General features: G+C 35.5%; 6 protein-coding genes. 3 read left to right on the top strand and 3 right to left on the bottom strand.

All coding sequences use genetic code 11. The annotated features are described in order from the left end of the window. Positions 1-248 precede the first annotated feature (248 nt). Positions 249-608: a cupin domain-containing protein gene (locus O9307_RS13565; RefSeq protein ID WP_078212651.1), complete on the top strand. Its 360-nt coding sequence runs from the start codon at positions 249-251 to the stop codon at positions 606-608. Positions 609-989: 381 nt separating this feature from the next. Here the strand turns inward: O9307_RS13565 and O9307_RS13560 are convergent, their stop codons facing one another. Then, positions 990-2,336: an NAD(P)/FAD-dependent oxidoreductase gene (locus tag O9307_RS13560; protein ID WP_298300242.1), complete on the bottom strand. Its 1,347-nt coding sequence runs from the start codon at positions 2,334-2,336 to the stop codon at positions 990-992. A gap of 62 nt (positions 2,337-2,398) precedes the next feature. Then, the gene (locus O9307_RS13555) at positions 2,399-4,789 is read right to left on the bottom strand and encodes a penicillin acylase family protein (RefSeq protein ID WP_298300240.1); all 2,391 of its coding nucleotides are present in this window, start codon (positions 4,787-4,789) and stop codon (positions 2,399-2,401) included. Between the two features lie 244 nt (positions 4,790-5,033). On the opposite strand from O9307_RS13555, the gene O9307_RS13550 reads away from it, so the two are divergent. Together O9307_RS13550 and O9307_RS13545 are read left to right on the top strand one after the other, a co-directional pair. Then, positions 5,034-5,699 (top strand): flavin reductase, encoded by a 666-nt coding sequence (locus tag O9307_RS13550; RefSeq protein WP_298300238.1) that lies wholly within the window; start codon positions 5,034-5,036, stop codon positions 5,697-5,699. A gap of 115 nt (positions 5,700-5,814) precedes the next feature. Beyond that, a complete protein-coding gene (locus O9307_RS13545; RefSeq protein ID WP_298300236.1) occupies positions 5,815-7,614 on the top strand; it encodes a hypothetical protein in 1,800 nt (599 codons plus the stop codon). Positions 7,615-7,750: 136 nt separating this feature from the next. Here the strand turns inward: O9307_RS13545 and kynU are convergent, their stop codons facing one another. Continuing rightward, positions 7,751-9,040: a kynureninase gene (kynU, locus tag O9307_RS13540; RefSeq protein ID WP_298300234.1), complete on the bottom strand. Its 1,290-nt coding sequence runs from the start codon at positions 9,038-9,040 to the stop codon at positions 7,751-7,753. Between the last annotated feature and the right edge of the window lie 515 nt (positions 9,041-9,555).

Raw genomic sequence — 9,555 nt, 5'->3', positions numbered from 1 at the left:
GAACACTTAATTTGCCACTTTCAAAAACAGAAACAATCTCTCGTTTAAAATCTTCTGAATAATGCCGTACTTTTCGAACATTCTTTAAATTTGCTTTCATATAAATTGACTTTTGTGGTCAACCTATATCAGGGACGTACACATCTTATACATCCGCAATCAAAAATCGTTAATCAAAAATCAACAATCATTTAATCCTTAACTTAATGGCATTGATTCCTATCCCTCTCGCAAAAAAACTATATAAAATGAAAAAATACACCTTACAAAAATCCCCTTTTATCGTCCCTACAACAGACGGAAAACTAATCGAAGAACATCACGGCATCCCAACTACTCAAAATAGAGATGTTTCTATTGCACACATGATTGCCCCACCACAATGGAGCGAACCCTTTCAAACCCCAGAGTTTGACGAATACACCTACATCATCAAAGGGAAAAAGCAATTTATAATCGAAGGAGAAACGGTAATTCTAGAAGCTGGTCAATCGATACATATTCAAAAAAACACCCGTGTTCAATATTCGAATCCATTTGAGGAGCCTTGTGAATATATCGCTATTTGCACGCCTGCCTTTGATTTTAATAAAGTCCACCGCGAGTAACAACCTTTTTATTGAACCATATTAGGAACTGAAGAACATTGAAGTATTTAACTTTGTGAACGTTGTGACGTACTTTACTCACTTTGTGGTTAAACTTTTTAAACCATTAATGGAATTGAATAAAATTGAAGCTTTTTCCTTTGTGAACTTTGCGTAAATCTTTGTTTTCCTTGCGGTTAAACTTTTTAAACCATGTAAGGCATTGAAGGACATTTAAGTTTGGTGTGGGAAATTTTAAATCATTGTAGACCTCAAAGGACATTTAAGAAAAAGAACAAAATTGGCACACCTATAGTATTTACAATTTAAGCCTGACTACCATTTATTTTTAAATCGTAAAAAATCCCAAATCTAAACTTGATGCTAGATTTGGGATTCTTTTTATTTCACCTTCAATAACTGAATAATTTTTTCTTCCACTTCTGGGCTGTCCCATTTATGGGCAATATCAGGAAACTGCATGATTTCCTCCATGATTTTATTTTGAAAATCCCCAATGGCCAAAGCTTCGGAATAAGGTTGTAAACTAAACGTTACGCGGCTGTATAAAGGCATCCATTTGTCTGGATGTTTATCTGAAAACCATTTCTCTATTTTCTTTTGCAATAAAAATTTCGGGTCGGCAGTTTTGGAGCTCATTTCTTCAAAATTTCGTCTCGAAAGTTCGGCAATAGCATCTGCATTAGGCTTTCTTGATTTTTGATATTCTGAAAAAATAGTTTTCCAATCGTCGCCATATTTCAAAATCATTTCATTTAGCGTGGTAATATCTTCAAAACCAGCATTCATTCCATGACCATAAAAAGGGACTATCGCATGAGCAGAATCTCCAATTAACGCCACTTTATCGCTGTGCGTCCATGGAAAACATTTGGTCATTACCAAATAGCTTGTTGGGTTTTTGAAAAAATCTTCGACCAAATCTGGAATTACATCTTTGGTATCTGGAAAGTATTCTGCAAAAAAATCAACTAAAGCCGTTTCGTCTTTTAAATTTTCAAACGAATTTTCCCCTTCAAAAGGCATGAACAACGTACAAGTAAAACTTCCATCCAAATTGGCCAAGCCCATCAACATAAAATTGCCACGAGGCCAAATGTGCAGTGAGTTTTTATCGATTTTATGGGTTCCGTCTTCATTGGCTGGAATATGCAATTCCTTATAACCGATTTTCATGAACTCTTGAGCATAATCAAATTGAGATTGACGCTGCATACGATGACGTACTCTTGAAAAAGCGCCATCGGCTCCAAAAACTATATCATACTTTAATTCCTTCCACTCCCCTTGCTCGGTTTCTCCTTCATAAAGAGAGGCATTCGCCAAAGAAACATCCCAAATTTTTCTATTAAAAAAGAATTCAGCTCCTGCTTCTTCCGCTAAATCAATCATTCTTCTGTTGAGTACTCCTCTAGAAAGCGAGAAGATAGACTCCCCTTCTTTTCCGTAAAACTGTGTGGTGAAAGTTCCATCTTTAAGATGAATTCCTCTTTTGTCTACTTGAATACCAATTTTTTTTATTTCTTCTTCAAGACCAATATCCTGAAGTGTTTTCCAACCGCGATTAGACATCACTAAATTAATAGAACGTCCAGAAAACTCAACAGTTCTAATGTCTGGACTTCTGTCGTAGACATGCACTGTGTGCCCTAATTTTTTCAGGTAAATTGCCAATAAAGTTCCAACTAAACCAGAACCTACAACGGCTATTTTTTGAGGTGTTTGCATTCAAAGGGGATAAAAAGTTAAGCAAAATTAGGGATTAATACGGGTATCCCCTTTATAAAAATCTATTTTTTAATGGGATTAAAGATTAATTTTGTTGAAGTTGTAACGATTTCGGCTTTATTCATTTTCATTTTTCTGAATTTGCCTTCGTTATACAATTGCGTTTGGTCGTCATAATGAGCACTCATTGGATTACCAGATTGGCCAGTAGGAATGATACTCCAACTATTTTCTACATCCGAAAAATCGATAACTCTTCTGGTGGAAGGTCCTCCAGTTACTTTATAATTCCCTGAAGCATTCAGTCCAAACATCAAATTGTTTATCACCTCATTTGTCCCCGCAATTTCAAAAGGCCCCACATTGAAAATTGGTTTCAATGCACTGACCTTACCTAATGGATGTTGGTGTTCTACTGTATGTACTTTGTTCCAAGTCCAAGATGCGACGTTAGTACCTAATTGCTTTTCGAGAGCCACTACGGCTTCTTTGTATGACTTTTTCAAAATAAAAGCTTGCGTTTCTTTGGTTCCTTTTGTAGTGCTATCATCCCACCAAATCGAATTAGGATTCGCAATTAACTTTGTAGCTACTTGTTTCCCGATATGTGTTCCTAAAAACTGCTCGAATTTATCTTTACCTAATTCGTCTTCAAACGTATTTTTTAAATATAAATAAAGCCATTTGTTGTAAATTGTTGGAGCCACTTGGTTAAGATTACTATCCCCTTTCCAATCCTTCAAGATAGTAAATGCTTGTTTTTGATTTTCTGAAAGTGATTCGGAAGCAATAAAAGCCATCATCACTTTAAGCGTCACATTTACTGTTGAAGAAGTATTATCAACTATCATCTGGCTTACCGCTTGTTTATTCCATTTTTGTTTGGCGTCTAAAAGCGTTGTAATTCGCTTAGCTCTATCTTCTGGAAGATAATAGCCTGGATAAAGAAAACCATCAACAGCTTCGGGTTGGTTGTTGGCCGAATAGACATAATTCCAAGATGGATTTACGGCCGATGGGTTTTTAGAAAAGTCCAAATACTCAGCAATATCTTCTTTACCTGATGCCCCATTCAAAATAAAATTTGGATTCACCCCAGGCTGATGTTTGTACAGTTTACCCGTTGCCCACCAAGCCACATTTCCTTTGGCATCACCATACATAACGTTCAATCCAGGAGCAGCTATTAATGCTACACCTTTCTGAAAATCTGCTATATTTTGGGCATGAGACAATCGATACACTGCATCTAAAATCTGAATAGGTTGTTGTGTATAAATCCAAGAAAGCGCTACGGGTTGCTTAGTATTCAAACCTTTGATTAAATCATTTACAATAGGCCCATGACGGCTAATTTTCACTTTCAAATTGACCGAAGATGAATCTTTGACTTTGATAATTTTGTTCTGAATGGTATATTTTTGATACCCTTTTGGAGTCAAATAACTATTGGCATCATCAACTTTGTTTTCTTCTTTGTACAAATCCAAATCATCATTTTCGAACATCGTCAATCCATAAGCGTACTTCCTGTTGTGCCCCAAAAGCGGATAAGGTGTTCCTGCTAAATAATATCCGTACAATTCAAAATCAGGCGTGACGATATGGGCTTCATACCAAGTAGCTGGTTGAGAAAATCCAATATGAGGGTCGTTGGCAAAAATAACTTTACCATTCTCTGTTTTTGGCGGAGCAATAACCCAACTGTTACTTCCAATAAAAGGCGGAATTGGGGATTGGTCAAGGAATGCTGTAACTGATTTTGCTATTGCCGAATATTCTTTTGTATCCACTTTCGCATTTTTGATTCTAGTAGTTCCCAAAGAACCGTCCAAACCAAAATCTTTCAGGTATTCTGGTCCTAATTGGTCACGAATATCAGTCAATAAAGGGTCTGTTTTTTGCGCCATTGCAAAGCTGAATGACATGTATCCAAAAATATTATAGACATCTTTGAGGGTGTATTTTTCTTTTTTAACCCCAACTAAATGAAACTCAACAGGTGTTTTACCTTCTTCCAAATATTGATTAATTCCATCTAAATATGCCATAGCTAATTGATAATCTTTACCATTTTTATCCAATTTGGCAATTGCCATCTCAGAAGCTTCTTCGATACCTAAACCCGCAAAAAACATGTCATTTTTCAAAGCAACAGAACCGAAAATCTCTGATAATCTTCCGGGAGCAATGCGTCGCATCAATTCCATTTGCCATAAACGGTCTTGCGCATGCACATAACCCAAAGCTACCATCGCATCTTTTTGACTATTAGCATAAATATGAGGCACTCCAAAATCATCAAAATAAACCGTGGTGGCCTTCTCTATATTTTTCAAAGCAAGTTCACCCTCATATTTAGGTTTGGTGTAAAAAGCATAGCCTACTAAAGCCAATACTAAAACAATTAAAAACAAAAAAAGAAATAGGGCAATTTTTTTAACTACTCTCATGGTGTGACTGTTATTTTAGGCTAATGACTTACTTGTAAAATCTTTATTGGCATCCATCATCAACAAAGAAATTTACAATCCATTTTTATTAAATAGAAAAACAAATATAAACGAATCCTGATGACATTTATCAAAGAAAGTTAAAGACAAAGACATTTATTATCAAAAAACCATAACATAATTTTTTTTTTGTTTAAATAATATTCAAAATAACTAAACAAAAATTTATCTTTGATAAAAAAACATGAAGCATTTAACGAGAGAGACCATTATACAAATGGATAAGATTTCTAAACTAAATCTTATTAACTCATGCACGGGATATAAATCTGCCAATTTAATTGCCACCAAATCAATAGATGGAGCTACTAATGTAGCCATATTTAGCAGCATCACCCATTTAGGGAGTAGCCCAGCTCTACTTGGTTTCATCATGCGCCCTACAACCGTTCCAAGAGATACCTACAAAAATATCATGGAGACTGGTTATTTTACCGTAAACCATATTACTGTAGATATGATTGCCGATGCGCACCATACATCAGCCAACTACGATGCTGGGGTTTCAGAATTTGACAAAACCAATTTAATTGAAGAATACAAAGACAACTTCCCTATTCCATTTGTAAAAGGAAGCCCTGTTCAATTGTATTGCAAATATGTAAATGAATATTTCATTAAAGAAAACGATACCATTCATGTCATTGCTTCCATAGAAGATCTATTTTTTAATGAAGAATTACAGCACAAAGACAGTTGGTTGCAATTAGACAAGGCCAATGTTGTTTCATTGAATGGGTTAGACGGATATAGTCTACCAAAATTAGTAGACCGTTTTCAATACGCAAGAAAAGACCAACCAACGATTTCCTTTTTTGACGAAAAAAGCAATTCGAAATCAAATCTTTAAAGAAGTATAATACTTCCGCTCTACCGATTTAAAATCTAATTACGTCCATGATATTTATCAGTTTTTTAACCAATGCAATTCACAATATTTGCAGGGAATAAAATGCTATAAATAGATGACCAATAAAAAATCACCACATACTTTTCACATCCCCGTGATGGGATTGGCTTATACTATAGACAGTCCTATTCGCGTAGCTCATTATGGAATTTCCTCGGTAATTTCAATTGCGGATGATGAATTAATCGAAAAAATGAATGCTTTTTACAGCGAAAAATTTGAGATTCCTTACCAAGAAATCACTCAGAAAATTCACGACTATAGAGCCGAACGAATCACATCCTATCTCAATCTTGTTGACCGTATTGTAAAGAAAAAATTCGAAGACTTCAAAACTGAATTGGTTGAGAGCAAACAGGCTTTAGACAATTACATCGCGCAGCTACCCAATACGTCTGATTTAAAAAAAGGTTTTTTACAATTGATGGATGAAGGTATCGCTTTTAAAGAAAACCTAAAACATTATATTGAGAATCAGCTATCACCTGGTGCCATTGATGTAAATATCATGACCAAACTAGACAAGGACAATTATGTAGGCAAAGAACAATTACCAGTAGAATTCAATGACGCTCATGCAGCACTAAGAGGATTTGCAAATAGCAATTTAGCTTCTTCAGTTGTTTTAAGTGCCGGAATGAATCCAAGATTGTACAGCTATTTCGAGAACTTTTCTTGTTTCTTTCCTGATTTGAATAACTCCCTAAAGAAGAAGATCACGCTAAAAGTTAGCGATTTCCGTTCGGCGATGATACAAGGTAATTTTTTAGCTAAAAAAGGCCTTTGGGTTTCAGAATATCGTATTGAATCTGGATTAAATTGTGGAGGTCATGCTTTTGCCACCGATGGTTTTTTACTAGGTCCCATTTTGGAAGAATTCAAACAAAAGAAAGAGCAACTCATCCAATCAGCACACGATTTAATGGTTAAAGCATTGGGACAAAAAGAACTTCCCGTTCCAGAATCCCCATTAGAATTAAAAATTACGGTTCAAGGTGGTGTAGGAACAGCTTCCGAACATACCTTTTTATTAGAGCATTATCAAGTAGACTCTGTTGGATGGGGTTCCCCATTTTTATTGATTCCCGAAGCTACTTCTGTAGACAACAATACCCGAAAATTATTGGCGGAAGCCAAAGAAAATGATTTTTATTTGAGTCACATTTCCCCTCTAGGCGTACCGTTCAATACTTTAAGAGGAACCACCAATGAAATTATAAGAGAAAAACGAATTCAAGCCAATAAAGCTGGCAGTTCGTGTCCAAAGAAATTCTTGGCTTTGCATAAAGACGCAGAGGGCAATGGTATTTGTACCGCTTCGAAAAAATTTCAAGACGAGCAATTGGCTACTCTTGAAGAGAAAAAGCAAACGCTCAGCCTAGAACAATATGAAAGTTGCAAAAACAGCATTACCGAAAAATCTTGCCTTTGTGTTGGATTAGCCAATGCTTCTTACTTGGAGAACAATATTCCAATAAAAGGGCAAGACCAAGGAATTGTAGTGTGTCCTGGACCGAATTTAGCTTATTTTGACCAAGAGGTTTCGTTGAAAAAAATGATTCAACACATTTATGGAAATGATACCGTACTTCGAGTGACTAATCGTCCAAACGTATTTATCAAAGAACTAAAGATGTACTTGGATTATTTCAAAAATGAATGCCAAACTGTTGCTTCAGCATCAACTGCGGCACAAGTAAAAAAACTGCAAGCTTTCAAGAAAAATATGTTAGAAGGCATTGAATATTATCAAAATGTATTACTGAATACCAACCGTTTTACTGCTATCGCAAAAGAATTAGAAATGCAATTGAATGCTTTTCAAAAAGAGTTGCTATTAATTGAAGTAAAATAAAAATGTTAATGACGTTCAGAAGAAGATAAATTCTACCTTTTTCGAAACCTACGCTATAAGCTTTCTATCTGTTAGTTACATTTCTAAAAAAAAGTCGGTTAAATTTCTCTAACCGACTTTTTTATTTAGGCGTATTCTATTTTTGAAGAATCCCTTGTTTCAGTATTTGTCCGAAACGAAACATGTCTTCATAGGAAGTATACAGAGGCACTGGCGCTAAACGAATCACGTTGGGCTCTCTCCAATCTGTGATTACACCATTTTTCATCAAATAATCGAACAAGCTGCGTCCTTCACCGTGTAAAAAAACAGACAATTGCGAAGCTCGTTCCTCAGGATTACTTGGAGTAATAATCTCAAAAGTGCTGTCTACTTCTTTATCTATTTCGTGTAAAATAAATTCTAAATAAGAAGTAATATGGTCACGTTTTGCAATCAATGCCTCCATCCCAACTTCGTCAAATAAATGCACCGAAGCCAAATAAGGCGCTAAGGATAAAATAGGTAAATTACTAATTTGCCAACCGTCAGCACCGTGAACAGGGTCAAATTGAGGTTCCATTTTGAAACGTCTCTCTTTGTTGTGTCCCCACCAACCTGCGAACCTCGACAAAGTACTATCGTTATGATGCTTTTGATGTACAAAACAACCCGAAGCATTTCCGGGACCTGAGTTCATATATTTGTAACTGCACCAAGCGGCAAAATCTACCTCCCAATCGTGTAGTTCTAGTTTGATATTTCCAGCAGCGTGTGCTAAATCCCATCCTACTTTTGCGCCTACGCGATGCCCTGCAGCAGTGATGGTTTTAATATCAAAAACTTGGCCGGTGTAATAGTTCACTCCTCCAATTAAAACCAACGCTAGCTCATCGCCTACTTCGTTTATTTTACTAATAATGTCTTCGAGGCGAATATTATGTTCTCCTTCTCGACGCTTGATTTCAACTATGGCATCGTTTGCGTTGATGCCGCTGTTTTGAGCGTGAAATTGCACTTGACTCTGAAACATGTATTGGTCTGAAGGAAAGGCTTTTTCTTCGCAAATGATTTTATACCTTTTAGCCGTAGGCTTATAAAAAGAAACCATCAACAAGTGAAGATTGACTGTTAGGGTATTCATCACCGTTACTTCGCTAGGCAAAGCACCTACAATTTTACTCAATGGTGCTGCAAAACGTTCGTGATAATCCCACCAAGGTTTGTCGGCATAGAAATGACCTTCAACGGCAAGATTGGCCCAATCGTTCATTACTTCATCAACATAGGTTTTGGTTCTTTTGGGCTGTAGTCCAAGAGAGTTTCCTGTAAAATAAATTACTTTTTGGTTATTGACTTGCGGAAAAATAAATTCGTTTTGATAGCTTCTCAACGAATCTTGTGCATCTAATTGCTGTGCAAATTCGAGCGTATTTTTGAAATTCATAAGTGTTGTTTTGAGGGGTAAATGTAGTAAAAACCTAAATTCTATTACTAATTTGTGCAAAAATCTATATGTTTAATTTTAGCTAAAATTGATTGTGCCTTTAGATCGGTGAAATTTAAACATATGAGCCATAGAAGTTTTTAACTGAATGGTTATGGAACCATAGAAGGCATTAAAGCACATATAAGTTTGGAGTGAAAAATATTTTAATCGTTGCAATTTATATTGATGATTTAAACATATGAGCCATAGAAGTTTTTTAACTGGATAGTTATGAAACCATATAAAGCATTAAAGGACATATAAGTTTGGAGTGAAAAATATTTTAACCGTTATAATTTATATTGAAGATTTAAACATATGAGCCATAGAAGTTTTTTAACTGAATGGTTATGGAACCATAGAAGGCATTAAAGCACATATAAGTTTGGAGTGAAAAATATTTTAATCGTTGCAATTTATATTGATGATTTAAACATATGAGCCATAGAAGTTTTTTAACTGGATAGTTATGA

The sequence above is a fragment of the Flavobacterium sp. genome (assembly GCF_027531905.1).
GTDB lineage: Bacteria > Bacteroidota > Bacteroidia > Flavobacteriales > Flavobacteriaceae > Flavobacterium.
This window is presented reverse-complemented; position numbering and strand designations above follow the sequence as displayed.